The organism is Streptococcus macedonicus ACA-DC 198 (assembly GCA_000283635.1).
GTDB classification, from domain to species: Bacteria; Bacillota; Bacilli; order Lactobacillales; family Streptococcaceae; genus Streptococcus; species Streptococcus macedonicus.
The window spans coordinates 1141368-1167238 of record HE613569.1; the positions used below are offsets into that span (position 1 = coordinate 1141368).

Here is a 25871-nt window from a genome sequence, read left to right on the forward strand (position 1 = left end):
TTATACCATAAATAAAACCCCACCAAGATTAAATCTTGGTGGGGTTTTGGTGGGGAATAATAACATTCTCCCGATTTTTTATCGCTCTAAGCAATTCTAAAACCTTGATTTACTAGGCTTCCGCAATCAAATTGCGATACTCTATTATTTAAGAGTAACTGAAGCTCCAGCTGCTTCAAGTTTTTCTTTGATTTCGTTAGCCTCTGCTTCTGAAGCACCTTCTTTGATAACTGATGGTGCGTTGTCAACGATAGCTTTAGCTTCTTTAAGACCTTCGCCTGTGATTTCACGAACAACTTTGATAACGCCAACTTTTTTGTCACCAGCAGCTGTCAATTCAACGTCAAATGAATCTTTAGCAGCAGCAGTTTCAGCACCAGCTGCAGCTACAGCTACAGGAGCAGCTGCAGTTACACCAAATTCTTCTTCGATAGCTTTTACAAGGTCGTTCAATTCAAGGATTGAAGCTTCTTTAATTTCAGCAATAATGTTTTCAATGTTCAATGCCATTGTTATTTCCTCCAAATATGTTTTTAATTTAATTAATTTTTATAGTAACACTAGGCTACTTGTTAAAGAGAGCTTAGAATTAAGCCACGTCTTCGTCTTTTGCTTCTGCCACAGCCTTGACAGCGTATGCAACGTTGCGAACTGGTGCTTGAAGTACAGAAAGGAGCATAGATAGAAGTCCTTCGCGGTTTGGCAATGATGCAAGGGCAGCGATTTCTTCTTTTGAAGATACAGAGCCTTCGATTGCTCCACCTTTGATTTCAAGTGCTTCAGCATCTTTAGCAAAGTCACTAAGAATTTTTGCTGGTGCAATAACATCTTCGTTAGAGAAGGCTACTGCAGATGGTCCAACGAAAAGATCTTTCATTTCGTCAATACCTGCTTTTTCAGCTGCACGAGTCAAAATTGAATTTTTGATAACTTTAAATTCAACACCGTTTTCACGAAGAGTACGGCGAAGAACTGTATCTTGTTCAACTGTAAGACCGCGTGAATCAACAACAACGATAGATGCAGCAGCTTTCATTTTTTCAGCAACAGCATCAACTTGTTCAGCTTTTTTAGCAATAATTGCTTCACTCATTAGTTTTACCTCCGTTATTATTTTTGGGCTAGGTACAAAAAAATTCGCACCTAAACCTAGACACGAAAGTACAAATACGTTATTTCATCATTACGTTTTGTGCCTCGGCAGGAATATTATGAGCACGGCTCCCCTGCTGTCTTAGGTCAGTTTCATTACGAAACCTTAATTATTATATCTAACATTTCTCCTTGTGTCAACACTTTTTATAAAATATTTTATTTTGCCGCGTTGTAAAATGAAGTGCAACAAAAAAGGCATGTTCGTCTGATATACTAGAATTCCCCAGCTCAGTATAGAAAGGCGATGAACATGTCCCAAACTCATTCTACCAAAAAGTCTCGTTATTCTCACTTATCGCGCTCTGAGCGAGGTGAAATTAGTGCCTATTTGAAGATGGGGAAAAAGCCTGCTGAGATTGCCCGTCTATTAGGGTGAAATCGTTCGACAATTACCCGTGAGATTAAGCGTGGCACAGTAACACAAGTCCAAAATAAAAATGGAAAACAAATTTATTATCAAACCTATTTCGCTGACAGTGGTCAACGTATCTATGAAGAAAATCGGAAAAAGAGTACCTACCTGAAATTGGAGCAGTGCTCTCCGACTTTCTTTGAAAAACTAGATAAGGCTGTTAAATCCAATGTTCGCCGACATAGTGTAGATACGTTTGTTCACGAATACAAAGAGGAACAGCCAACAGAAACCATTCCTTCAACGAAGACATTATATCGAAGCTATCAACGAGAGACCTAGACGACTTCATCATTAAAAGACTGCAAAATTTCTGTTTGGGCTAGCCCAAACAACCTAACAATGGAATTCTAGCCTATTCAAGAACTTGTTGCACTTGACTTGACAATGTTCTTTTTTTCATTTCTTTTCATGTTTTTAAATATCCTTTAAAGATAGGAAAGTTCAAAAACAGATTATAGTATCGGTTTAGTTTTGTATAAAACGCTTTCTTTTTAAAAAAATCAGATTTTTTGCATATAAATATTTGACTTTTGCTAAAAAATAGTATATTATAGTATCGGAGGATGATTGATAGGAACAATTAAGAAATCTCTTTAAATACGACCTCTCTACTACGATTTGTAAAGAGTAAAGAGATTTAAACTTCCAGGTACTCAATCGTACAATAGTATCATTTTAAAAATATGATTGAAAAGAGGTAATATTTATGGCAAATAATAATTTTTACGGAAGAGATCCTTTTGGAGATATGGATGACATTTTTAATAGACTTATGGCTAACATGGGCGGCTACAATTCAGAAAACAGACGCTATTTGATTAATGGGCGCGAAGTTACTCCTGAAGAATTTGCACAATATCGCCAAACAGGTAAGCTCCCTGGAAACGCGGAATACCAAGAAGGGGCGCCTACTTCTGCTCCTAAAGAAGATGGCATCTTGGCAAAATTAGGAACAAACTTGACCGAACGCGCACGCGCTAACGAACTCGACCCTGTTATTGGACGTAACAAAGAAATCCAAGAAACTGCTGAAGTCTTGTCACGTCGTACCAAAAACAATGCTGTCCTTGTGGGGGATGCAGGTGTTGGTAAAACAGCCGTTGTCGAAGGATTAGCGCAAGCTATTGTCAATGGTGATGTGCCAGCAGCTATCAAAAATAAAGAAATTATTTCTATTGATATTTCTGGTCTTGAAGCTGGCACACAATATCGTGGTGCTTTTGAAGAAAATATCCAAAACCTTATCAAAGAAGTTAAAGACGCTGGTAATATCATTCTCTTCTTTGATGAAATCCACCAAGTTTTAGGCGCAGGGTCAACTGGTGGCGACTCTGGTTCGAAAGGTTTAGCTGACATTCTCAAACCTGCACTTTCTCGTGGCGAATTGACCGTTATCGGTGCAACAACTCAAGATGAATATCGTAATACTATTTTGAAGAATGCTGCGCTTGCTCGCCGTTTCAACGAAGTCAAAGTAAATGCTCCTTCTGCTCAAGATACCTTTAATATTTTAATGGGAATTCGTGATTTATATGAAAAACACCACAACGTTATTCTCCCTGATGATGTGTTAAAAGCCGCTGTTGATCTTTCAATTCAATATATCCCACAACGTAGTTTACCAGATAAAGCTATTGACTTGATTGATATGACTGCTGCTCATTTGGCTGCTCAACATCCTGTAACTGATGTCAAATCTCTTGAAAAGGAAATTGCAGAGCAAAAAGAAAAACAAGAAAATGCTGTAGCTAATGAAGATTACGAAGCAGCTCTCAAGGCCAAGGCTCGTATCGAAGAATTGCAAAAACAAATTGACAACCATACGGAAGGGCAAAAAGTTACAGCTACCGTTAATGATGTGGCAGAATCTGTTGAACGATTAACTGGTATTCCTGTGTCAAATATGGGAGCAAGTGATATTGAACGCTTGAAAGATTTAGCTAGCCGTTTGAAAAGTAAAGTCATCGGACAAGATGAGGCTGTTGAAGTCGTCGCACGTGCCATTCGTCGTAACCGTGCTGGTTTTGATGAAGGTAATCGACCAATTGGTAGTTTCCTCTTTGTCGGTCCTACCGGTGTTGGTAAGACAGAGCTTGCTAAACAATTAGCCCTTGATATGTTCGGCTCAAAAGATGCTATTATCCGCCTTGACATGTCTGAATACTCTGATCGCACAGCCGTTTCTAAATTAATCGGTACAACCGCTGGTTATGTTGGCTACGACGACAATAGCAACACGCTTACTGAACGTATTCGTCGTAACCCATACTCAATTGTTCTTCTTGATGAAATTGAAAAAGCTGACCCTCAAGTCATCACACTTCTTCTCCAAGTTTTAGATGATGGTCGTTTGACAGACGGTCAAGGTAATACGATTAACTTTAAGAATACCATCATCATTGCTACCTCTAATGCTGGATTCGGCAACGAAGCTTTGACTGGTCAAGATGATAAAGATAAGAAAATTATGGATCGTATCGCTCCATACTTCCGCCCAGAATTTCTTAACCGTTTCGACGGTATTATCGAATTCTCTCACTTGACTAAAGAAGATTTGAAACACATTGTTGACTTAATGCTTGACGAAGTTAACAAGACCATTGCCAAGAAAGGCATTGATTTGGTGGTTAGTGATGCTGCTAAACAACACCTTATCGAAGAAGGTTATGATGAAGCTATGGGCGCTCGACCACTCCGCCGTGTCGTTGAACGAGAAATCCGCGATAAAATCACTGATTTCTACCTCGATCACCCAGATGTTAAACACCTTAAAGCTGACATGGTTGACGGAAAACTAGTCATCGGCGAAAAATAATTACTATTTTGAAACACTCCTAATAAGCTCAACTCATAGAAGTTGGGCTTTTTCTATGGTATTTTGATAAAATAGAATAACTAAAAAAGTTTACAAAGGATAATGATATACAACTCACACTTTATAATCCTTATCAAAAAATGCTAACACATATGGGAGCAACGAATTGGTAGCCTGCTGATTCCAAGCAACAAATTATCATTGAGGCTATTCTCATTTAAAACACGACTGAATTAAATGCTACTAGGGCGTCATAACTTATCAGAGAAGCTAGCAAATATGATTTGCAAGTTCTGGTGAGTATGCCTAAAGAAAACTTAGAAGAACTTGTCCGCCCTGCTGGTTTTATGAAAAATAAAAGCAAGGCTATTCAAGAAGTGGCTAGTTGGTATTTGGCGCATGAGGAAAATCCTACAAAAATTGTTCAACAATATGGTAGCTCACTGCGAAAAGTCTTATTGTCTTTGCACGGTGTTGGACCAGAAACTGCTGATGTTCGCATGGCTTATATCTTTGACCAACCGCAATTTATCGCTGATAGATACGCTCGTACATTATTTACACAATTAGGAATTAATGATTTAACTGACTATAACAGCTTAGCAATGTTGCTTGCAGAACTTCCGCAACCATTTACCTTTGCGGATGCACAAGAATTCCACGGATTAATTGATGAATTTGGCAAACAATATTTTCATCCTGTCGAGGACTTTCAGAAAAGTTTTCTGGCAGGCGACCAGTTGATTTTGAAATAAGTGTCTTTTTTTCTAAAAATGAGCTAGTTAGCTATTTGAGAGAGTGCTACAATAAAAGTATTGAGCTTATTGTAGAAAGAAGAAAATGATGTGAACGAATTAGAATATATGCCCCAAAACAGTCGCTTTGAAGCTATTTTACTTGGCTTTTTGGGAGGCGCTTTAGATGTCTATTGTCAAATACAATTCGACACCTTGGTCGCAACTCAGACTGGTAATATTCTTTTTCTAATCGCCGATATTAGTCATAGTCCATTGCAGCGAACGCTGATTCGCTTGTTTTCTGTTCTTTTCTTCTCGATTGGTTTCATGTTTGGTTTGCATGTGCGTGCCAATGCCAAAACAGCCTTTTGGAGAGTTTATGCTCTGCTACTGTTGTTGATTGTCACAATGATTTTACCACTATTGCCATATATTCGTTTACTTTGGGTTGTCTTGCTGGCACTAGCAACTGAGCTATTAACCTTGACATTTTCAGGTAGTCAGATTGAATCACACTCTTATTCTATTCTGATGACGTCTGGGAATTACCGTAAAATGATAACAGCTTGGCATCAGTATTTTAATGCTGATGAAAAAACGTGTGCTATGAAGCGCCAAGCTATCAATTACTCCCTTGTTGTTATTAGTTCTGTCATCGGCGCTATCACAACAGCTATTTTATATCATTTTACACATGAAAAAACTATCTGGATAGTAACGCTAAATCTCGCTTGCATTATCTACCATTATTAAGTGTCTTTGTCCGCTATCGCTTGCAAGCTTGTAATATTTGATATTAAAAAGGTCAGGAAATTATCTTGACCTTTTGTTATGTTATTATTCTCGAAAGGCTTGGGCTAGACATGCGATATCTTTTGGGCTTGTACGACAGCAACCGCCGACTATTTTTGCGCCTAATTGGTGCCAAGCTCTGCTATTTTCAAGAAGAGTGTGTGAATTATCTGGTATGGATTTCCAAGTTTGTGTTGCACCATCGTAAATCTCGCCAGAATTTGGATAGGTCACCAAAGGCTTGGGCGAAACCGTTCGAATCCGTTTTAACAAGCCAGAAATAACGGCAGGGCTACTGCAATTGATGCCAAAAGCCAAAATTTGCGGGCTTTGTTCACACAGATCCGCTACTTCTTCAATCGGCGTTCCGTCCGAAATATGTTTATCATCCTGTGCCGTAAAAGAAATGTAGGCTTCTGTTTGTGGAAATTCTGTCGCCAATAAATCAAGCAAAGCTTTAGCTTCAGCAACATTAGGAATCGTTTCAATTCCTAAAAAATCACTTCCAGCAGACAGTAAAGCTTGAATGCGTGGGCGGTGAAATACCTGATATTCTTCTTGCGTCTGCTGATAATTGCCATTATATTCAGAGCCGTCAGCTAAGTAAGCTGCATAAGGTCCGACATCCCCAGAAATCAAGGGATAAGGGCGTTTTTTCTTTGCCTCATCAGATAAACCATTCCAAAAATTATCTCGTGCTTCTCTAGCTAAAGTCACTGTCAAAGAAATAATATCCAACGCTTCTTTTTCAGATAAACCAAAATCCTCTAACCCTTGAACAGTCGCTTGATAACTAGAAGTTGTTAAAATATCAGCACCAGAACGTAAATACACATCATGCAAATCTTGGATAACGCTTGGATTTTCTAATAAATATTTAGCAGACCAAAGTTTGCCCGAAACGTCATAACCACGCTTCTCAAGCTCAGTTCCCAAAGCACCGTCTAAAATCACATAATCTTGACTGGCTAGCAATTCTTTAAATGTTCCCATAGTAAATCCCTTCTACCACTTCTTATAACGCAAATAATGGTAAACATAACACAAAATGACAAATGGAATCCCAAAATACAAGCCTGCACGCTGCGAAGCATCCCAAACAATTCCGATAATCGAAATCACCAAAAGAATAATGGTAATATAAGGCAAAACTGGTGTAAAAGGCGTTTGATAAGACAATTCATCAAGAGAATGTTCTTTCAAAAATGCCTTGCGAAAATTAATTTGTGCCATTGGAATGGATAACCAAACAACCACAACCGCAAAACCTGCAATCGATACCAAGGCAAGATAAACCGTATCTGCCGCATAAATACTTGAAAATAGTGACAAGACCGCACCCGCCATCGACAACATAAGAGCACGCATTGGGACACCGTGTTCATTGATTTTGACGACCTTTTTTGACAACATTCCTTCGTTTGCCAAAGACCAAAGCATACGGCTAGAAGCATAAAGTCCTGAATTTCCCGCCGATAAAATCGCTGTTAAAATGACAAAATTCATAATATCTGCAGCAAAAGGAATTCCCATTTTATCAAATACATCAACAAATGGCGCTGTCGAAACCCCAGCTTCCTTCATTGGTAATAGCGAAGCGAGAACCACGATTGTCAAAACAAAGAAAATCACTAGACGACCAATCGTTGTTTTGATTGCCTTAGGCACAGCTTCTTTTGGATTGTCTGTTTCACCAGCTGCAATACCGATTAGCTCTGTCCCAGAAAAGGCATAATTAACCGCCAACATGACAGAAATAACAGCTGTAATTCCCTTTGGAAAAGCACCGTTTGCCGTTAAATTCGTAAAAAGAATTGCTTTATGTTCTCCGTCAAATGAGACTAAACCAAGCATCGCTCCCAGCCCCAAAATAATGAAAATAATAATCGCAATTACCTTGATTGAGGCGAAGAAAGATTCTGCTTCAGCAAAACTGCGCACGCTTAGAGCGTTAATCGCAAAAATAATCACCGCAAATAAAGTCGCAAAAAACCACGTTGGTACGTTTGGAAACCAGCGTCCCATTAGCATAGCCGCACCGAGGAATTCTGTCCCTAGCGCAACCGTCCAACAAATCCAGTATAGCCAAGCAACTGTAAAACCTGTCCCAGAGCTAATAAATCTTGTGGCATAAGTGTGAAACGAACCTGTAACTGGCATAGCAACAGCTAATTCACCCAAAGATAACATGACGAGATAAACAACCACTGCTCCCACTAGATAAGAAAAAACAGCTCCCAACGGTCCAGCTTGAGCGATAGTATAGCCCGAACTTAAAAACAAACCTGTACCTATCACACCGCCAAGTGACAACATAAATAAATGACGACTGGTCATTTTTCGCTGAAACTGACCTTCGTTTTCAAAATTATGATTTTCCATATAACCCTCTCAATTTTTAATACGTTTATGATAGCACAAGATTTTGAAAAATGATAATAGTCATTATCTATCAATTTATTAGTTAAAAACTATAACAAAAAACTGAAACAAAAGTGTTCAGCTTCTTTGCTTGTGTCATTATAATTCCAAGACTCAATACAATCTGGATTGTTGAAGGTCTCTGTCAAAAAATATAAAAGCAATGATTGTCAACTTTAGAGAACTTAAAATTTCCCATACGCATACAAATTTGCATCCACATAGAACAAACAAAAAAGACTGGAGACCCAGCCTTTTATCACAATTTATCTAAAATACTATCCCAAGATTCTTCTAAACCTGTGCGGTCAACGGATGAAAAGATAATAAATTTATCTGAATTATCAAAGTTTAATTTCTTTTTCATTGCTGATTCATGCTTGTTCCATTTACCACGAGGAATCTTGTCAGCTTTTGTGGCAACAACAATAACAGGAATTTCATAATATTTTAGGAAGTCGTACATTTGAACGTCATCAGCACTTGGGTCATGACGAAAATCAACCAAGCTGACAACGGCACGCAAATTATCACGACTTACCAAGTATTCTTCAATCATCTTGCCCCATTTGGCGCGTTCTGATTTAGAAACTTTGGCATAGCCATAACCAGGCACATCAACAAAGCGCAATTTATCATCAATATTATAGAAATTAAGCAATTGTGTTTTTCCTGGCTTACTAGATGTACGAGCTAGATTTTTACGCCCTAAAAGGGTATTGATAAAGCTCGACTTTCCAACATTTGAACGCCCAGCAAGCGCAATTTCTGGTAAATCATCTTGCGGATAATGGGATTTATTGGCTGCGCTCAACAGAAGCGAAGCGTTTTGGGTATTTAAATACTCAGTCATCGTCAGCTCCTTACGCAATTTCCAAAATTGGTTTGTCTTTGCCTTCAACAGCCGCTTTAGTGATACGAACCTTAGTCACTTCTTCTTGGCTAGGAATTTCAAACATGATATCCATCATAGTTTCTTCAATAATTGAGCGTAAACCACGAGCTCCTGTCTTACGTTCAATGGCTTTGTTAGCAATAGCTTGCAAAGCATCTTTATCAAATTCTAGTTCAACACCGTCGTATGATAATAGCGTTTGATATTGTTTAACCAAGGCATTACGTGGTTCTGTCAAGATACGAACCAAATCATCAGCCGTCAACTGTTCAAGTGCTGCTACAACTGGCAAACGTCCGATAAACTCTGGAATCAAGCCAAATTTTTGAATGTCTTCTGAAATGATTTCTTGCATATAAGAAGCATTTTCATCAATTTTACGGTTATTTTGACCAAAACCGATAACCTTTTCACCTAAACGTTGTTTGACAATATCTTCGATACCATCAAAAGCACCGCCGACAATGAATAAGATATTTTTAGTATCAATTTGAATCATTTCTTGGTTAGGGTGCTTACGTCCGCCTTGAGGTGGTACGCTAGCAACGGTTCCTTCAATGATTTTAAGAAGTGCTTGTTGAACACCTTCACCTGAAACATCACGTGTAATTGAGACATTTTCACCTTTTTTAGCGATTTTATCAATTTCATCCACGTAAATGATACCGCGTTCGGCGCGTTCGATATTAAAATCAGCTGCTTGAATTAATTTCAAGAGGATATTTTCAACATCTTCACCAACGTATCCTGCTTCTGTCAATGATGTCGCATCAGCAATTGCAAACGGTACATTCAATGTTTTAGCCAAAGTTTGAGCTAGGAATGTTTTTCCTGAACCTGTAGGACCAATCATCAAAATGTTTGATTTTTGCAAATCAACATCTTCTTCATTGCGACTTTCCGCAAAAGAAACACGTTTGTAATGGTTATAAACAGCTACGGCAAGCGCGCGTTTGGCACGGTCTTGACCAACGACATATTCGTCAAGAGTTGCTAACAACTCTTTAGGTTTTGGAACTTCCGCTAAATCTGCAAGAACTTCCTCAGCAAGTTCTTCTTTGATAATTTCTTGTGATAAAGCCACGCACTCATTACAGATAAAAACATTGTTTCCTGCAATGATTTTTTTCACTTCATCTTGGCTTTTTCCACAGAATGAGCAATAAACTTTTACATCATTTGTTCGATTTCCAACCATTTTTTATTCTCTCTAATTCTATTCTCTCTAAATTAAAATAAGGTACCATACACGGCATGAATGGTATTGACTATATTTGTAAAGGCATTTAAAAACAAAAGAACTGCCAATCCATATCGTTTTTTTCTAAGTGCTGGGAGGGCACATAAAATACAAATAACCGCTAAGAAAGCCGTGAATACACCAAAAATACTTCTTTGCATTCCTATCTCCCTATTTTTATTTTTCTAAGACTGTAATGGTAAAGTCGTAGGTATTTTTATCATCTTTTTCGTTGAAGGTTTCAGACACTTTTCTAAAGCTTGTCAAATCAACGTCTGGGAAATACGTATCACCTTCAAAAACACCATGAACCGTTGTTTTAATAATAGCATCACAATGCGGTAGAAAAGCTTTATAGATACTAGCCCCACCAACGATATAAAGGGTCTTATCCTGCTTTTCAAACCAATCAAAAACCTCATCCATGTCATGAACGATTGTTACACCATCTGCCTCAAAGGACTTGTCTCTTGTTAAAATCAATGTTTCGCGTCCTGGAAGAATACGGCGATTCATTCCGTCAAAGGTGACACGCCCCATTAAAAGGGCTTGTCCCATGGTTGTTTCTTTAAAGTGTTTTAATTCTTTTGGTAAACGCCATGGCAAGCCATCATCTACTCCGATTAAACGATTTTCATCTTCTGCCCAAATGGCAACGATTTTCTTTGTCATACAGTCCTCTCATTTCGTCTATTTCATTTTATCAGATTTCCCTAAAAAATGCAGAAATGTGATACGGAAACGACCACAAAAGAGGGGTTAAATAGCCAAATCAAATTTTAATTGTGGTTTAACTGGCTCATAATCAACTAATTCAAAATCTTCTGGTTTAATATCAAAGAAATCTGTTCCGTCTGGCACGTTGAGTACCAAACGTGGTTTACAATCCGTAGATTCGCGAGAAAGCAATTCTCGAGCTTGTTCGAATTGATTATCGTAGATATGCAAGTTATTGACAAAGTAGAAGAATTTTCCCACTTTCCAACCAAAATGCTTAGCAATCATCATTTGAAGGGCAACATATTGCATAGCATTGATGTGGTGTGAAACAAGCATATCATTTGAACGTTGAGTCAAAGTTGCATCAAGGTAAATCTCACCGTCAACACGACGCACATCATACATTGTCTGAAAAGCACATGGCAAAAGTCCGTCTGTATTTTCAAAAGCTTCGTAATCCCAAAGTGAGATGACATTGCGACGATTCCATGGATTTTCCTCTAATTGTTTCAATATTTTACGGATAATGTCGTGTTTTTTGACAACAGCACCATAACGTTCACCAATCGTTCCAGAGTTGGCAACTTCCCAGTCATTCCAATATTTGACATTGTATTTATCATTTAAAACTGATAAATCATTCGTTTGGTCTTGATAAATCCAAAAGATTTCGCGAATAGCACTTTTAATTGGAATAGGGCGGAGGGTTGTAATCGGAAATTCCCCTTTAGTCAAATCATATTCAGCAAACGCTCCTGTAACGTATTTTGAATTAGCTTGTTCACCGCTTTGGTAAACAGGGCGAGCATTTTCTGAAAAGACACCTTCTTCCATAATTTTTTTGATATTTTCTTTAAAAATCACATCAGATTTTGTCATGCCATTCACTCCTTTGGATTTTTTGATTTTATTAAAAAAATCATTCCTTCCCATTTTATCTGAAATAAACAAAAAAAGCTAGTATTTTTCTTGTATTCAAAATATTTCGCCCATTACTTTGACGAATGAAATAAATAATTTTTTTGTAGAGCATTTTCACAACTTTATGGTAGAATTATGAATGGACATTTAGTCACTCAATTAATAATAATCACGAACTCACTATGCCATAAGACATTTGAGCTCATTATGAGTTAGCTAGGCAGGTACTCGTAAACATTGTAGTATCAGGTGAGTTCAATCATTCAGAAAGGTTTATTCATGAAAATTGGTATTGATAAAATCGGGTTTGCGACATCACAATATATGCTAAACATGGATGATTTAGCTGAGAGTCGTCAAGTTGACCCTGAAAAGTACAGCAAAGGTTTGCTGTTAAGAACGCTTAGTATTACACCTGTCAATGATGACATTGTAACTCTTGGTGCTTCTGCTGCTGACAGCATTCTTACTGATGATGACAAAGAAGCCATTGATATGGTTATCGTTGCGACAGAATCATCTGTTGACCAAAGTAAAGCGGCAGCAACTTATATTCACAGCCTTTTGGGAATTCAACCTTTTGCACGTAGTATCGAGATGAAAGAAGCTTGTTACAGTGCGACAGCAGCGCTTGATTATGCTCGCTTACATGTTGAAAAACACCCAGAATCAAAAGTCCTCGTTATTGCTTCTGACATTGCTCGTTACGGAGCCCACACTTCAGGGGAACCAACGCAAGGTGCTGGTAGCATTGCCATGCTTATCTCACAAGACCCACAAATTTTGCTCTTAAATGATAATTTCGTTGCTCAAACACGCGACATTATGGACTTCTGGCGTCCTAATTATTCAACAACGCCTTATGTCAATGGTATTTATTCAACCAAACAATATCTTGATATGTTGAAAACGACATGGGCAGAATTTCAAAAACGCTTTAATACATCACTTTCTGATTTTTCAGCTTTCTGTTTCCACTTACCATTTCCAAAATTAGCTCTTAAAGGCTTTAATAAAATTATGGATAAAACATTACCAGCTGATTTGCAAGAAAAACTTAAAGCTAATTTTGAAAGCTCTATCCTTTATAGTAAGCAAGTCGGAAATATGTACACTGGTTCACTCTTTCTTGGACTCCTTTCACTTCTTGAAAATGGTGAAAACTTGGTAGGTGGTGACGATATCGCTTTCTTCAGCTATGGAAGTGGTGCAGTTGCTGAAATTTTCACTGGAACATTGGTTGAAGGTTTCAAAGACAAGCTTAAAAATAGCCGACTTCAAGAACTCAAACAACGTATTGCTCTTTCTGTTGAAGATTACGAAAGAATCTTCTTTGAAGAACCTGTTTTAGATGCTGACGGCAATGCTTCTTTTACAAATTACAAAACTGGAACATTTGCCCTCAAAGAAATTCGTGGACACGAAAGAATTTATGGAAAAACAAACGAAATCGACTAAAGTTAACTGGAGTGGATTCTCCAAAAAAACAATAACTGAACGTCTTGAACATTTGGAAAATAATCATCTTTTAAGCACTAAAACACTTAATAACTTAAAAGAAAATACCTTGCTATCGCTTGAAACAGCCAATCAGCTAACAGAGAATGTTTTGGGAACTTTCTCTTTGCCATTTTCAGTTGCTCCTGATTTTCAGGTTGATGGTGCTACTTTCAACGTTCCAATGGTAACTGAAGAACCTTCAGTGGTAGCGGCGGCTAGTTTTGCAGCTAAAATCATCAAACGTTCAGGTGGTTTTAAGACCAAAGTTCATTCTCGAAAAATGATTGGCCAAGTTGCCCTTTATGATGTGGTAGACAAAGCTATCGCAAAAGAAACTATCTTGAATCATTCTGCGCAGCTATTGACTTTAGCAAATGAAGCTCACCCTTCTATCGTAAAACGTGGTGGCGGCGCTAGAGAATTGACTGCGGAAGAAAAAGGTGAGTTTCTGATTGTTTACTTGACGGTTGATACACAAGAAGCTATGGGAGCCAATATGGTCAACACCATGATGGAGGCTTTAGTGCCTAGTCTGGAAGAACTTTCTGGCGGAAAAAGTCTAATGGCAATTCTTTCAAACTATGCAACGCAGGCGCTGGTTACCGCCGAATGTCGAGTTGACCTTCGCTACCTCAGCCGCAACAAAGAGGAAGCTCATGAGTTGGCTCAAAAATTTGAACTGGCAAGCAAACTTGCTCAAGTTGATGTTTATCGTGCCACCACACATAATAAAGGGATTTTTAATGGTATAGATGCCGTTGTCTTGGCAACTGGAAATGACTGGCGAGCTATCGAAGCAGGCGCTAACGCCTATGCTTGCGAAGACGGACAATACCGTGGTTTAGCAACTTGGTTATTTGATAAAGAACAACAAGTGCTTCGCGGTCAATTAACGCTCCCAATGCCAATCGCAACACGTGGTGGTTCTATCGGACTTAACCCAACCGTTAAAATCGCTCACGAACTATTAGGGCATCCAGATGCACAAACACTTGCAAGAATCATTGTTTCTGTTGGGCTAACACAAAATTTCGCTGCCGTGAAAGCATTGACTTCTACTGGTATTCAGGCAGGACACATGAAATTACAAGCCAAATCATTAGCACTTCTTGCTGGTGCCTCTGAAAACGAAGTTGGCAAAGTGGTTCAACAACTCTTGCAAGCACCACATATGAATTTAGAAACTGCAAAAACAATTCTAAAAAATCTGAAATAGACTAAGCGTCTGGAACCTCCCAGACGCTTTTTTATAACTGTAAATGAAAGAAAAAGATTAAGTTTTCTGATTTTTTTGACATTATTTCTCCAAAATGAAGTTTTTACTTGACAATATTTTTTAGAGATTATATAATATAGTTATTGATACTAGATAAAAAGGTAAATAAAACTTTATGATAATGTCTTATCCAAAATGGTCTGAATTACCAGATATAGATTTATATTTAGATCAGGTACTGCTGTATGTCAACCAAATCGGCGAAGCCAATCATCAAAACGAAAAAGGATTAACGGCTTCTATGATTAACAATTATGTTAAACATGGGCATCTCGAAAAGCCGATTAAGAAAAAATACAGTCGTAAGCAGGTGGCACGATTAATTGTCATTACAAGTTTAAAAAACGTCTTTTCTATTCAAGAAATTAGCCAAACATTGGCGGTTTTAACAGCGGACAACCAATCACAAAAATGTTATGATGATTTTGTTGCTTGCATGAATGGTGAAAAGATAGACGACTTACCTCCTGTTGTCGTTTCAGCTTGTCAAACATTGCAGCTGTATTACCAAACTCACCAATTAGTTCAAGAATTAGAAGGAGAAAAGGATGAATGCTAGCATGACTAAGAAATTAAGTAAACGTCTTTCATTCGGCGAAGAAGTCGCAAATAGTGTCACTCACGCTGTTGGAGCTGCGGCAATGCTTGTCCTGCTTCCTATCACTGCCATTTATAGTTATCAACATTATGGTATAGAAGCAGCTGTCGGTATGTCTATCTTTGATATTAGCCTTTTCTTGATGTTTCTATCATCAACAATTTATCATTCTATGCAATATGATTCACCACAGAAATTCATTTTGCGGATTATCGACCACAGTATGATTTACATTGCTATTGCAGGGTCTTACACTCCTGTCGCTCTCTCTTTAGTAGGTGGCTGGCTCGGATACGTTATTATTATCTTGCAATGGGGTGCAACTATTTTTGGTATTTTATATAAAATTTTTGCCAAGAAGATTAATGAAAAATTCTCACTCTTTCTCTACTTACTTATGGGCTGGCTAGTGATTTTCATTATTCCAAGCATTGTTAGCAAAACTGGTGTTGCTTTCTGGCTACTAATGCTTGCTGGTGGTCTTTCATATACTATCGGAGCAATCTTCTACGCTAGAAAACGTCCTTACGACCACATGATTTGGCATCTCTTCATTTTACTAGCTTCAATGCTACATTACATTGCCATTGTTTATTACATGTTGTGATAAATTTAGTTATATATAAAAAACGTTGATTCAAAAGAATCAGCGTTTTTGGTTTGCTTCGTTTAATTTTCCGTATAGGAGATAATCTACCTGTCTAAGTTCGGCAATTGTTTTGCAATTCAGAGCACACATGATGAGGCGCAAGTCGTCTTTCCAGCCATTAATGATTATGATGACTTCTTCAACAGAATATTTTTCGACAAGTTCTAGGATTGCTCGCGATACTCCTACCGCTTTTGCTCCTAAAACCAAGCATTTTACAATATCCAAAGGATGACGAACGCCGCCAGATGCCAAGATTTCAATTTTATCAATCATAGGCTGAGCATTTAACAGCGTTTGAACCGTGCTTTGTCCCCACTCATCGAGATAAGAACGATTATGCCCACGTTGATTTTCAATATAGGCAAAACTTGTGCCACCACGTCCTGAAATATCGACAGTTTTAATGCCTAACTTGTGAGCCATTTCAATTGTTTTCAAATCCATGCCAAAGCCGACTTCTTTAAGAATGACAGGAACTGGCATCTTTGTGGCATAATCGGCGAGATTTTCTTTCCATTGGCGGAACTCACGTTCACCTTCTGGCATTAAAAGCTCTTGCATTAGGTTGACATGAACTTGGAGAAAAATAGGTTGCATTTCGTGAATAGTTTGTAGCCCTAATTCATAAGGTTTGTCAATTCCGATATTAGTCGCTAGCAGCAATTCTGGAAATTTCTCTTTGTTAGGATAAGAATCATCATGAGGATTTTTCAGCGCAGCACTATAAGAGCCTGTAACCATGACAAGCCCCGTTGCTTGTGCAATTTGAGCCAATTTTTGATTAACAGCCCTGCCTTTTTCTGAACCGCCCGTCATGGCATTGATATAAAAAGGAAACTCAAAATCACGCCCCGCAAAATGGGTATGCAAATCAATCTCACTTAAATCATAATCAGGAAGAGAATGATGAATCAACTCCATATCGTCAAAAGAATTATAAGGAGATTGATATTTTAAAGCGTACTTAATGTGTTCATCTTTGCGATTAATCATTCTTGGTTACCTCAATCCAAATTGGTCTGACTAAACTTAATTTATCTTTCATCACTTAATCTTTCTTGATATAGTATTTCAATACCAGCTTTCTGCCAACGTTGGGCGAGTTCGTGACTGTCGCTTTCTGAGAATGATATTGCAATACCACAGTCGCCGCCGCCTGAGCCAGATGATTTTGCAATGACATCTAAACCTTTTTCAGCAGATTTCAACGCCTTTAATTTGTCATTGTAAATAGCTGAGCTTAAACCGAGCAACAAATCACTAACTTTTTGCAGGCTTACCTTAACAGCCATCTTGTCACCGGTTTGAAGGGCTTGCTTACAGATTTGAACATTTCTTTCTGTATCCTCAAGAAACGCTTTTGTAATGGCTGATTTGACTAAATTAATCATATCTTTTGAAATGGACGGTTGTTTTGTCCAGCCTACCAAGAAGTCACATGGTAACGCAGATTTGATGATTTCGATACGATAGCCCCAGTCTTTAGCAAGTACAGTTTTGATGTCTTTTGTTGCAATCCAAGTTGACACTTTTTGACGGTCAAAAGAGGTGAAAGCCACCAAATCATCGTAAGCAATACAAGCTATGTCGCCCATAGAACCATTGTCCCCCATTTTTAAAAGCGAATAGGAAGCAAGCTTGAAAATGGTATCTGCTGATAAATTTAGCTCATAAAATGCGGACAAGGCTTTGAGCGTTAACACCGTCACTGAGCCACTTGACCCAATGCCAAATTTCTTACCGCCACGCTCTAACTTTCCAGTAATATCGAGTTTAAACGCTGGTAAATTATGCAAAGATTTGTCAAGGTAAGTAGCCAGAGTTACAATGGTTTGCTGAATGAGCGCATAATTCTTATCTACTGTCATATCAGTAGCGTAGTCAAACATGTCTGAAAAAAGGGTAATTTTTTCGGCTTCTTTGACTGTCGCTGTCATATGAATGGGAATATTTTTCAAAATAGCAGTTTGCCCAGGGGTTAGTATGGCATATTCGCCTGCAATATAGAGCTTTCCACCTGTCTGCACACTAATCGTTTTCATCTGGTAACACCTTAGTACGTGATGCAATCACACGATAGTTTTCTTCAAAACGTTTTGTTAAGCACTCTAAATCTTCTTCCAAACAAAGAACTTTAACATTTGGACCTGCATCCATTGTGAAATAGCATTTTTCACCTTGAGCGCGCAGCGTTTTAACAAAATCCATAGCTGCATAGGTCTCATCTGTCAAATAATTGAATGGTGGATTAGCGTGTGTGTTAGTATCGTGCATGGCAAGCGCATTGCGTTCTGTCAATTCTCCAACTTTCTCAAAATCATTGGCTTTCAAATAAGCAAGCATATCCTTATAATCTTGCTCAGATTGTTTGACCCAATCCGCAAAAGTTGTTGACGTTTCAGCACAGCGTTTCATGCCTTCACGACTAGAAATTGGTTTCTTGCTATCGCTTAAAACAAGCATAATCATTGCTAATTTGAGATCAGTTTGCACTGGATAAATGTCTCCGCTGTCTTTATCCCACGCAGCAATCGGTCCAAAGAATGAACGCGATGATGACCCTGAAGCAAATTTGGCTTTTTGTGCCAACTCTGATTGATTTAAGCCAGTTTCGAAAAGTTCATTACAAGCCTTTACAAGTGCTGAAAGTCCACTTGAACTTGATGATAAACCTGCAGCGGTTGGCATGATATTGCTAGTTTCAACTTTGACGAAATTGGAACGTCCACCACGGTATTGGTCGATAATGGCAGAAATTTTTGCGTGTTCTTTTTCATCCTGCAAGATGCCATTGATGTAAAATTCATCATGACCAACCGATTGTGGTAAAAAAGAAACAGTTGTTGTGGTAAACATATTTTCCAGAGTCAAAGAAATACTGCTAGTTGCTGGAATCATCTTGACAGTGTCAGCTTTCCCCCAGTATTTGATAATAGCAATGTTGGCATATGATTTTACCGTTACAATTTTTCGATCCACGTTTGAACCGCTCCTCCTTCTTTTAATGCTTTACTTATTTTTTCTGCGTTAGCTTTGGTACTTGCAAGGGCAATAATACAGCCTCCGAGTCCGCCACCACTCATCTTGGCTCCAAGGGCACCACTTTCCAAAGAAATCTTAACCAGTTGGTCGGAAATGTCAATGCTGACACCAATAGCTTGTAAATGAGCGTGTGCTTTGGTCATCATGTGACCAATTTTTTGAATATCTTTGTCTTGAATAGCTTTTTGAACAATTTCGGTTAAATCGCCGAGGACTGCTAGATGTGGTAAATTCGCCTCTTCTGCCTGTGCAACCTTCTCAACAGCTTCACGCGTATTACCATAAATTCCCGTATCTGCAATAACCAAATAAGCATCCAAATCTAAATCAAGGGTACTAAAACCGATGTTACGGATAAAAGTAATGGCTTTATCACTCAAACAAGTCTTGGCATCAAGCCCACTTGGATTTGAATGTGCAATAATCTCTGCTTTATTCACCAAAATTTCCAGAGTATCTATATCAATGCTCTGCTCAAAATAATCAAAAACAGCACGGATAGCTGCGATAGAAACCGCTGCTGATGACCCCATGCCACGTTTTTGTGGAATTTCAGAACGAATCGCATAGGTAATGGAAACATCTGTGTGATTTAGGTACTCTAACGCCGCATAAACGGCAGTTGATAACGTGTCATAAAAATCAAAGTGAATCTTTTCTTCAGCTGGATAAATATGACATTCAACCTCAATTCCTTGAAGCGGAATCGCAATGGCAGGATAGCCATAAACAACGGAATGTTCACCCATCCAAATAATCTTACTATGCGCTTTACCGACGCCAATTTTCTTAGTCATGTTCTTCTCTTACAATTTTTAGTTTACACTCCATTTTATCATTGTTCCACAAAAAAAGCGACTTTTACTGGAAAATAAATGCCGCTATAAAAAACAAACAAAGCTGGAAAAGTGCACTCAACTTCGCTTGTTTATGTCAGTAATAATTGTTAGAGGTGAAGAAAGCGATGAAGCTATAAAACAGACTTCCTATTAGCCAACTTATATTATTTCAATGTACAATTTATTAGCCACTTTTAACACTGTAATTATGAACTGAATTCTTAATTTCAATCAACTATGCTCGCAAACTCAATCAATCAAAAATTTTTGTTCTGGTGTTTTTGAAAGGTATTTGCGTTTTTGTTGTGTTGACCAAATAGCATCGAAATCAATATCATCAGCGAACCGTGAGTTGAAATCGACAAATAATTTTTCTTTCTTGGTATCCCAACCACGCGCTATATCATGAAAATAAGTATTGTGTTTAAAGGCTGGAATTTCATACAAATCACGCGCATAGCCCCAAATATTAGTGTACTCGGAAATTCGTTTTTTGATTGCACCTAAATTTCGGTAGTAATGTGTATCAAAGCGTGCTAAGGTGACAAAAAAGCGCACGTCGCTATCTGTAACATAATCACCAAATAAAAATCTATTATTCTCCAATCGTTTTTCAAGCACATCTAAAGTTGTGAAAAAATCATCGAATGCTTCCTCGTAAGCAACTAAGGATTGTGCAAACATCATTCGATAAACGCCATTGTTAACAAATGGAAAAAGAACATTATCATTCAAATTATCAATATCAGCACGCAATTCTTCTGGGTAGAGATTAGGCGCATTTACTTTTTGGAATGGTTTAAAATTAATTTCTAAATAATTAGTCAATCGATGATAATCATTATTAACAACTGTATAAGTTTCTAAATCTACAAGAGCTGGTACAGTAAAACGTCCCTGATAAGCAGAATCAGTTTTTAAATACAATTCACTTAAATAACGAACACCGAGAACTGGATCTACATTTCCTCAGAAGAATAATTGAGTTCAATCGTATTGTCTGGATTTGATTTATTATATTCTTCGATTGCTGTTGTTGAATTTACACCTGATGACCCAACCGTTGATAAACCAGCTAAATCTGACCATTCATCGGCTGTTTTGGTTTTGTCGCTACCGTTTTTAAAAATAACAACGTAAGAGTTTTTAAAAATTGGATCTGAAAAAAGATAATTTTTTTCACGTTCGGCGTTTTTGGCTAAATTATTCACTGCAATTTGATAGCGTCCTGAAGTTAGCCCAGAAAAAATAGATGAAAATTCAACCTTGACGATTTTTAATTTATACTGAGGCAATTTTTCAAAAACAGCTTTGATTAATTCAATATTTTGTCCAGTTAGTTCACCGTCTTCCTCATAAGTAAACGGTTTTGGCGAGCCGCTTGTTGCCGCAACAATGGTGATTTTTTTACTAGAGTCGGACTTGGCTTCACTAGTATTTTTAGTTACTTTATCAAAAATCAATAGCCCTACTAACGCTACTACAATAATAGAAATAATCCATTTTAGTTTTTTCTTCATTCTCATTCCCCCTAAAGGTTTTATTAAGTACAACTATCTTACCACCATCTCATAAGTCTGCATAATCTATCTTTTTTATAGACCGCCATAGATTTCTTTTATATTCATCTATTCACAAAAAACATCGGTACGTTGCCATACCGATGTTTTTTCAAATCACTGGATCAATATTAAGTTCTGGGATGATGCGGGTTAAGAATTGTTTGGTGCGTTCTTCTTTTGGTTTGCTGAAGAATTCTTTTGGAGCACCTTCTTCGATAATGTGTCCGCCTTCCATAAAGATGACGTGTGTTGCCACATCACGCGCAAAGCTCATTTCGTGAGTGACGACTACCATAGTGACCCCTTCTTGGGCTAATTCTTTCATAACATCAAGAACATCTCCAATCAATTCTGGATCAAGGGCAGATGTCGGTTCGTCAAATAAAATGACATCAGGTTTCACAGCGATAGCACGCGCAATTCCAATCCGTTGCTGTTGCCCACCAGACAATTGACTAGGATAATAGTCTTTTTTCTCTAAAAGCCCAACTTTTTTCAGCGCGTTTTCAGCAATTGGGATAGCTTCTTCTTTTGGAATCTTGCGAGCAATGACTAATCCTTCCAAAATATTTTCAATAGCCGTTTTGTTAGCAAATAAATTATAATTTTGGAAAACAAAGGCTGTTTTTTTGCGAATTTCAAGGACATCCTTGCGACTGATTTTTGCCAAATCGTAGGTTTTGCCATCTAGTATCAACTCCCCAGCATCAGCTTTTTCAAGATAATTAAGAGACCGCAAGAAAGTTGTTTTTCCTGAACCCGAAGGTCCCAAGATGACAACAACATCACCTTGATTAACTGTCAAACTAATCCCGTCTAAAACTTTTTTATCTCCAAATGATTTTTCGATATTTTTAACTGATAACATAGAAAACTCCTAACTTGACCTCAAACAATTTGAGCACGTTTTTCTAAAAATTTAAAACCGTATTGAATAAGTCCACAAATCACAATATAAATAATGAAAATAACAAAATAGGATTCAAAATAACGGTAACCATAAGCGGCTTCAATCTTAGCAATTGCCGTGATATCTTTCACCGTCATCACAAAAACAAGAGAGGTCCCCTTGACGAGATTAATCACCAAGTTGCAAAGATTTGGCAGCGCTTGACGAATAGCTTGCGGAAAAACTATTCTAATATAAGCTTGACTGGTCGAAAGCCCAATCGCCTGTGCAGCTTCTAACTGTCCTTTATCAACCGTTAAAATGGCAGAGCGGATAATCTCAGATAAGCTTCCAGTAGTCATAAGCCCAAAAATAATGTAAGCGTAATAAATAGGATTAATGTCAAAAATATTAAAACCTGTGGCTTTCAATAGCTGGTTAATCAAACTTGGAAAAAGACTATAAAAAAATAAAATCAGTAAAATAGCTGGTGTCGAACGAATAAAGGCAAGATAAATAACTGAAAATCCCGTAACACCTTTCACCTTATAAATGCGACCTAAAGCTAGAAAAAGAGCTGGAAAGAAACTCAAAAGAATGGAAACAACCATAATTCCCAAGGTTACTGGAATCCCAGAAAGAGTTTTGACAAATGTTTCTAAAATGTAAGAAAAATCCATAATCCCTCCTTAACCTCGTGTCGTGTCTAACTCATTCTCAATGAAATGTGTTCCAACAGCTAAAATTAACGCTAAAACCCAGTAAATAATGGCAACCGCTGTATAGGTTTCAAGCGAATAATTGCCCAGATTTCGTGAAATAACCAAATTTCCAGCACCCATTAAATCAACCAGACCAATCGTATAGGCTAAAGCAATGTCTTTTAATAGATTAATAATCGCTGTCGTGATATTGGGGAGTGCAATCCGAAACGCCTGTGGCAAAAGAATTCTGACAAATGTCTGATAATCTGTTAAACCAATACTAATCCCTGCTTCTAATTGACCTTTAGGAAGTGCTTGATAAGAGGATTTAAAAACTTCTGAGATACTAGCTGCAAACAACAATGTCATCGCTAAAATAACAAACACTGAACGAGACCAACCATTGACATCGATGCCTAACCACCATTCTAAAAAACGAGGTAAACCATAAAAAACCAAAAAGATAAGCACAATAGGTGGCGTACATCTTAAAATAAAGACATATCCTCTTGCAAAAGAGGATAAGCTTTTTTCACCTGACAACTGTGACCAAGCCAAAAACAGTCCTAACAGGCTTCCAAATAAAATGGTCAATACTAAAACCCATGAAGTCAGAGGTAAAGCTGATAAAATTTCCGGAAGAAACGTTATCACACGAGACGGTTCATAAGAAACCATAGGCACCTCCTAGTCTGTGACGTAACTAAAGACATCTTCTCCAAAGTATTTTTCAGAAAGTTTTGCGATTGTACCGTCCTCTTTCAACTCTTTAATAGCTTTATCATATTCTTCGGTAAAGGCTTCATTAGTAGCATTTTTATGAATCAATGGATAAGTTTCAATGCCTTTATATGGGAACCATGTTAATTGGTCAGCATATTGATGATAAGCACCGTCTTCGTCTTGAACAGCTTCTTCAAATGACAACTTGATTGAGAAATAAGCATCGTAACGTCCTTCAAGAACCCAAGCATAGGCATCCGCAACAGAGAAACTTTCTGATTCTGTCAATTCAATCGGATTTTTAGCTGTTTTATTGTACTCTTGAATCACATTATATTGAGCATTTTGTGGTGAAATTGGAACTAGTTTACCACCGCTATTAGCAAATGAATCGATATCTGTGTATTTTGATTCATCTTCTTTACGAATGGCAAAGCCAATCACACTAGCACCAATGGCTTCGTCTGGAATCACAAATTTTTCAGCACGTTCAGCGGTGTACCATGCACCTTTAATACCAATATCGTATTTTCCAGATTCAAGACCAATCAGCAAATCTTCGTCACTTGTTCCTGTGTATTCGAATTTATAATTTTTCAATTTTTTATCGACAGCCTTCAAAACAGCAACTTCAAATCCGTCACTTTCACCATTTTCATCGACGTAATCGTATGGCACATAGTTTTGTGTATGAGCGACTTGAAGGGTAGTCACCTTGTCTGAATCGCCAGATGAGCTTTGAGCACTTGCGGTCGTCTTACCTGTTAATTGACGTCCAATTACTGTCGCTGCAACAAGCGCTACAACAACTCCACCAGCAACAATCCATTTTTTCTTACTCATATAAATCCATTCCTTTTCCTAAAAACTTATAAAACTGCCGCTTCTTTCACCCAATCAATACGTTCTGACGAAATATCACTTGGTACGGTACAATCTGCTCCAATCACAACGCCTTGACGTCCTGCTTCATCAAGCAATTCTTTGACTTTTCCTTGAATAGCTTCTTTACTGCCAAGGTACAATAAACCTTTTTCAGTATTTTCAAAGCCACCAAGAACTGTTTTGCCACCGAACAATTGACGTCCTTCTGATAAGCTGACACCTTCCAATTCAACTGCCCAGTTAATGACATCTGCGGGATAATCTGTGTAATACGTAATGTCATTTGTTGCGCCTTCATAACCACAGATGTGAAGAATATTCGTACCACCAGCAGAAATCGCACGATTCAAAATGTGAAGCTCACCTGGTTTAATCACTTGGTTGTATTCTTCTTTGCTTGAACGTGAATCTTGCAAATTTTGAACGCTGAGGTAAATACCGTCAACTCCTACTTCTTTAATTAAACGTTTTGTTAGGATGCCAATGTCGCCAGCAACCACGTCCAAAACTTTTTTAGTCAACTCAGCATCTTCCTTGATAAAGTTTTCAATGATTTCATCACCATTGCCGCCTTTTCCTGCCAATTGCCACTTCAAATAAGTCACAGGAGCAAAAATATTATAGAAAGAAGCAATATCTTCTGGGAAATCTTCACGTATTTTTTTGGCTAATTCAACTTGTTGTGTAATCCAAGGATGACTTTCACCGATAGAGATAATTCCTTCTAATTCTTTGATAGAAGTGACACCTTGATGAATTTGTTCATTAGGATAAGTGAAGAAGCCGTCACTCATCACCTTGACAAAATCTGGATTGATGTCTGAAACGAATTTCTTATGTCCTGCGATATTTTTATTGAAAATTTCAGGATTAAAACCGTCGCCTCTTTCATCATCCGTTGTGAAATGATACCAAAATCCGACAGGAACTTTGTCGACTTTTTCATTTTTAAATGCTTTTAAAACCCATTCTCTCTTTGTTGTCATAATCTGTTTCTCCTTTACTTTTGGTATGACAATTATACTATCATGCATTTTTATACTTGAAAAATCTATATTTTTTATGAATAGCCATAAGATTTGCTTATAGC

General features: G+C 37.8%; 22 protein-coding genes, 5 pseudogenes and 1 other annotated feature. Of the genes and pseudogenes, 8 read left to right on the plus strand and 19 right to left on the minus strand.

Translation table 11 applies throughout. From position 1 onward, the window contains the following. Positions 1-144: 144 nt before the first annotated feature. Complete coding sequence (rplL, locus tag SMA_RS05775) at positions 145-510, minus strand: 50S ribosomal protein L7/L12 (RefSeq protein ID WP_014294676.1); 366 nt, start codon at positions 508-510, stop codon at positions 145-147. Between the two features lie 79 nt (positions 511-589). Then, positions 590-1093 carry a 50S ribosomal protein L10 gene (rplJ, locus tag SMA_RS05780; protein ID WP_014294677.1) on the minus strand — a complete coding sequence of 168 codons (504 nt, stop codon included), beginning with the start codon at positions 1091-1093 and terminating at the stop codon, positions 590-592. Positions 1094-1121: 28 nt separating this feature from the next. Next, positions 1122-1257 (minus strand) — a sequence feature (ribosomal protein L10 leader region). Positions 1258-1405: 148 nt separating this feature from the next. Here rplJ and SMA_RS11015 point away from each other — a divergent pair. The 4 genes and pseudogenes from SMA_RS11015 to SMA_RS05795 form a co-directional block, all read left to right on the plus strand. Next, positions 1406-1828 (plus strand): annotated as a pseudogene (locus SMA_RS11015) (helix-turn-helix domain-containing protein); the annotation flags it as partial. Between the two features lie 448 nt (positions 1829-2276). After that, a complete protein-coding gene (locus tag SMA_RS05785) occupies positions 2277-4385 on the plus strand; it encodes an ATP-dependent Clp protease ATP-binding subunit (RefSeq protein WP_014294679.1) in 2109 nt (702 codons plus the stop codon). A 107-nt stretch (positions 4386-4492) separates the two neighbouring features. Beyond that, positions 4493-5140, plus strand: a pseudogene (locus SMA_RS05790) (endonuclease III domain-containing protein). A gap of 108 nt (positions 5141-5248) precedes the next feature. Continuing rightward, positions 5249-5916: pseudogene (locus SMA_RS05795) on the plus strand (DUF1275 family protein). Positions 5917-5959: 43 nt separating this feature from the next. Here the strand turns inward: SMA_RS05795 and mmuM are convergent. The 6 genes from mmuM to SMA_RS05830 all read right to left on the minus strand — a co-directional run bounded on the left by mmuM (position 5960) and on the right by SMA_RS05830 (position 12069). Further along, on the minus strand, positions 5960-6907 hold the full coding sequence (gene mmuM / locus SMA_RS05800) for a homocysteine S-methyltransferase (RefSeq protein WP_014294682.1): 948 nt from the start codon (positions 6905-6907) through the stop codon (positions 5960-5962). Between the two features lie 12 nt (positions 6908-6919). Next, on the minus strand, positions 6920-8296 hold the full coding sequence (locus tag SMA_RS05805) for an amino acid permease (RefSeq protein ID WP_014294683.1): 1377 nt from the start codon (positions 8294-8296) through the stop codon (positions 6920-6922). Between the two features lie 298 nt (positions 8297-8594). Next, the gene (gene yihA / locus SMA_RS05810) at positions 8595-9188 is read right to left on the minus strand and encodes a ribosome biogenesis GTP-binding protein YihA/YsxC (protein WP_014294684.1); all 594 of its coding nucleotides are present in this window, start codon (positions 9186-9188) and stop codon (positions 8595-8597) included. Positions 9189-9198: 10 nt separating this feature from the next. Continuing rightward, the gene (clpX, locus tag SMA_RS05815; RefSeq protein ID WP_012962047.1) at positions 9199-10428 is read right to left on the minus strand and encodes an ATP-dependent Clp protease ATP-binding subunit ClpX; all 1230 of its coding nucleotides are present in this window, start codon (positions 10426-10428) and stop codon (positions 9199-9201) included. A gap of 219 nt (positions 10429-10647) precedes the next feature. Then, complete coding sequence (locus tag SMA_RS05825) at positions 10648-11142, minus strand: dihydrofolate reductase (RefSeq protein ID WP_014294685.1); 495 nt, start codon at positions 11140-11142, stop codon at positions 10648-10650. Positions 11143-11229: 87 nt separating this feature from the next. Next, complete coding sequence (locus tag SMA_RS05830; protein WP_014294686.1) at positions 11230-12069, minus strand: thymidylate synthase; 840 nt, start codon at positions 12067-12069, stop codon at positions 11230-11232. 321 nt (positions 12070-12390) lie between these two features. On the opposite strand from SMA_RS05830, the gene SMA_RS05835 reads away from it, so the two are divergent. The 4 genes from SMA_RS05835 to trhA all read left to right on the plus strand — a co-directional run bounded on the left by SMA_RS05835 (position 12391) and on the right by trhA (position 16092). Beyond that, a complete protein-coding gene (locus tag SMA_RS05835; RefSeq protein WP_014294687.1) occupies positions 12391-13569 on the plus strand; it encodes a hydroxymethylglutaryl-CoA synthase in 1179 nt (392 codons plus the stop codon). After that, positions 13544-14827 (plus strand): hydroxymethylglutaryl-CoA reductase, encoded by a 1284-nt coding sequence (locus tag SMA_RS05840; RefSeq protein ID WP_014294688.1) that lies wholly within the window; start codon positions 13544-13546, stop codon positions 14825-14827. The genes SMA_RS05835 and SMA_RS05840 overlap by 26 nt, the downstream gene beginning before the upstream one ends. A 175-nt stretch (positions 14828-15002) precedes the next feature. After that, a complete protein-coding gene (locus SMA_RS05845) occupies positions 15003-15446 on the plus strand; it encodes a DUF1836 domain-containing protein (protein WP_014294689.1) in 444 nt (147 codons plus the stop codon). Beyond that, complete coding sequence (gene trhA, locus SMA_RS05850; protein WP_014294690.1) at positions 15436-16092, plus strand: PAQR family membrane homeostasis protein TrhA; 657 nt, start codon at positions 15436-15438, stop codon at positions 16090-16092. Before SMA_RS05845 ends, trhA begins: the two co-directional genes overlap by 11 nt. Positions 16093-16131: 39 nt before the next feature. On the opposite strand, the gene fni is transcribed toward trhA, so the two are convergent. From fni to SMA_RS05905, 11 genes and pseudogenes are all read right to left on the minus strand, one after another. After that, positions 16132-17130: a type 2 isopentenyl-diphosphate Delta-isomerase gene (gene fni / locus SMA_RS05855; RefSeq protein ID WP_014294691.1), complete on the minus strand. Its 999-nt coding sequence runs from the start codon at positions 17128-17130 to the stop codon at positions 16132-16134. 41 nt (positions 17131-17171) lie between these two features. Beyond that, positions 17172-18179, minus strand: a complete 1008-nt coding sequence (locus SMA_RS05860; protein WP_014294692.1) for a phosphomevalonate kinase — start codon at positions 18177-18179, stop codon at positions 17172-17174. After that, complete coding sequence (gene mvaD, locus SMA_RS05865) at positions 18166-19116, minus strand: diphosphomevalonate decarboxylase (RefSeq protein WP_014294693.1); 951 nt, start codon at positions 19114-19116, stop codon at positions 18166-18168. Before mvaD ends, SMA_RS05860 begins: the two co-directional genes overlap by 14 nt. Beyond that, complete coding sequence (gene mvk, locus SMA_RS05870) at positions 19098-19976, minus strand: mevalonate kinase (RefSeq protein WP_014294694.1); 879 nt, start codon at positions 19974-19976, stop codon at positions 19098-19100. The genes mvaD and mvk overlap by 19 nt, the downstream gene beginning before the upstream one ends. 291 nt (positions 19977-20267) lie before the next feature. Continuing rightward, positions 20268-20978: pseudogene (locus SMA_RS05875) on the minus strand (glutathione S-transferase C-terminal domain-containing protein); the annotation flags it as partial. Between the two features lie 2 nt (positions 20979-20980). Further along, positions 20981-21544: pseudogene (locus tag SMA_RS05880) on the minus strand (transporter substrate-binding domain-containing protein); the annotation flags it as partial. Between the two features lie 145 nt (positions 21545-21689). Further along, positions 21690-22448, minus strand: a complete 759-nt coding sequence (locus SMA_RS05885; protein ID WP_014294697.1) for an amino acid ABC transporter ATP-binding protein — start codon at positions 22446-22448, stop codon at positions 21690-21692. Between the two features lie 20 nt (positions 22449-22468). Next, positions 22469-23149 carry an amino acid ABC transporter permease gene (locus tag SMA_RS05890; RefSeq protein ID WP_014294698.1) on the minus strand — a complete coding sequence of 227 codons (681 nt, stop codon included), beginning with the start codon at positions 23147-23149 and terminating at the stop codon, positions 22469-22471. 9 nt (positions 23150-23158) lie between these two features. Further along, on the minus strand, positions 23159-23851 hold the full coding sequence (locus SMA_RS05895) for an amino acid ABC transporter permease (RefSeq protein WP_014294699.1): 693 nt from the start codon (positions 23849-23851) through the stop codon (positions 23159-23161). A gap of 9 nt (positions 23852-23860) precedes the next feature. After that, positions 23861-24739 carry a transporter substrate-binding domain-containing protein gene (locus tag SMA_RS05900; protein ID WP_014294700.1) on the minus strand — a complete coding sequence of 293 codons (879 nt, stop codon included), beginning with the start codon at positions 24737-24739 and terminating at the stop codon, positions 23861-23863. A gap of 26 nt (positions 24740-24765) precedes the next feature. After that, positions 24766-25770: a uroporphyrinogen decarboxylase family protein gene (locus SMA_RS05905; protein WP_180267067.1), complete on the minus strand. Its 1005-nt coding sequence runs from the start codon at positions 25768-25770 to the stop codon at positions 24766-24768. Positions 25771-25871 lie beyond the last annotated feature (101 nt).

Coding starts and splice junctions, on each gene's coding strand:
- rplL (WP_014294676.1), bottom strand. CDS start 510: ATGGCATTGAACATTGAAAACATTATTGCTGAAATTAAAGAAGCTTCA.
- rplJ (WP_014294677.1), bottom strand. CDS start 1,093: ATGAGTGAAGCAATTATTGCTAAAAAAGCTGAACAAGTTGATGCTGTT.
- SMA_RS05785 (WP_014294679.1), top strand. CDS start 2,277: ATGGCAAATAATAATTTTTACGGAAGAGATCCTTTTGGAGATATGGAT.
- mmuM (WP_014294682.1), bottom strand. CDS start 6,907: ATGGGAACATTTAAAGAATTGCTAGCCAGTCAAGATTATGTGATTTTA.
- SMA_RS05805 (WP_014294683.1), bottom strand. CDS start 8,296: ATGGAAAATCATAATTTTGAAAACGAAGGTCAGTTTCAGCGAAAAATG.
- yihA (WP_014294684.1), bottom strand. CDS start 9,188: ATGACTGAGTATTTAAATACCCAAAACGCTTCGCTTCTGTTGAGCGCA.
- clpX (WP_012962047.1), bottom strand. CDS start 10,428: ATGGTTGGAAATCGAACAAATGATGTAAAAGTTTATTGCTCATTCTGT.
- SMA_RS05825 (WP_014294685.1), bottom strand. CDS start 11,142: ATGACAAAGAAAATCGTTGCCATTTGGGCAGAAGATGAAAATCGTTTA.
- SMA_RS05830 (WP_014294686.1), bottom strand. CDS start 12,069: ATGACAAAATCTGATGTGATTTTTAAAGAAAATATCAAAAAAATTATG.
- SMA_RS05835 (WP_014294687.1), top strand. CDS start 12,391: ATGAAAATTGGTATTGATAAAATCGGGTTTGCGACATCACAATATATG.
- SMA_RS05840 (WP_014294688.1), top strand. CDS start 13,544: ATGGAAAAACAAACGAAATCGACTAAAGTTAACTGGAGTGGATTCTCC.
- SMA_RS05845 (WP_014294689.1), top strand. CDS start 15,003: ATGATAATGTCTTATCCAAAATGGTCTGAATTACCAGATATAGATTTA.
- trhA (WP_014294690.1), top strand. CDS start 15,436: ATGAATGCTAGCATGACTAAGAAATTAAGTAAACGTCTTTCATTCGGC.
- fni (WP_014294691.1), bottom strand. CDS start 17,130: ATGATTAATCGCAAAGATGAACACATTAAGTACGCTTTAAAATATCAA.
- SMA_RS05860 (WP_014294692.1), bottom strand. CDS start 18,179: ATGAAAACGATTAGTGTGCAGACAGGTGGAAAGCTCTATATTGCAGGC.
- mvk (WP_014294694.1), bottom strand. CDS start 19,976: ATGACTAAGAAAATTGGCGTCGGTAAAGCGCATAGTAAGATTATTTGG.
- SMA_RS05885 (WP_014294697.1), bottom strand. CDS start 22,448: ATGTTATCAGTTAAAAATATCGAAAAATCATTTGGAGATAAAAAAGTT.
- SMA_RS05890 (WP_014294698.1), bottom strand. CDS start 23,149: ATGGATTTTTCTTACATTTTAGAAACATTTGTCAAAACTCTTTCTGGG.
- SMA_RS05895 (WP_014294699.1), bottom strand. CDS start 23,851: ATGGTTTCTTATGAACCGTCTCGTGTGATAACGTTTCTTCCGGAAATT.
- SMA_RS05900 (WP_014294700.1), bottom strand. CDS start 24,739: ATGAGTAAGAAAAAATGGATTGTTGCTGGTGGAGTTGTTGTAGCGCTT.